The organism is Desulfobacter sp. UBA2225 (assembly GCF_002348205.1).
Taxonomy (GTDB): domain Bacteria; phylum Desulfobacterota; class Desulfobacteria; order Desulfobacterales; family Desulfobacteraceae; genus Desulfobacter; species Desulfobacter postgatei.
In genome coordinates, this window is record NZ_DDYV01000169.1 from 19364 (window position 1) to 19774 (window position 411).

General features: G+C 53.8%; 1 pseudogene. It reads left to right on the forward strand.

Going from position 1 to position 411, the window contains the following annotated elements:
• Positions 1-411 (forward strand): annotated as a pseudogene (locus B3D59_RS08610) (phosphomannomutase); the annotation flags it as partial.

Here is a 411-nt window from a genome sequence, read left to right on the forward strand (position 1 = left end):
ATGAGATTGCAAAGATGGGCGGCAACGCGATCATGTGGCGTACAGGCCACTCCTTGATCAAACAGAAAATGAAGGAAGAGAATGCGGCCCTGGCCGGAGAAATGAGTGGACACATGTTTTTCAAGGACCGCTACTACGGATATGACGATGCCCTGTATGCCTCCTGCCGCCTTCTGGAAATCATGGACAGCACCGGCCTTGGTGTGGACGAGTTAATTAAGGATCTGCCCAAAACCTTTACCACGCCGGAGATCCGGGTTGACTGTCCGGACGCGGTCAAGTTCAAGGTTGTGGAAAAAATAGTGGCATTGTATAAAGCCCGGCAAAAGGTCATTGACATTGACGGGATGCGGGCCGTCTATGAAGACGGGTGGGGCCTTGTTCGGGCCTCCAATACCCAGCCGGCCCTGG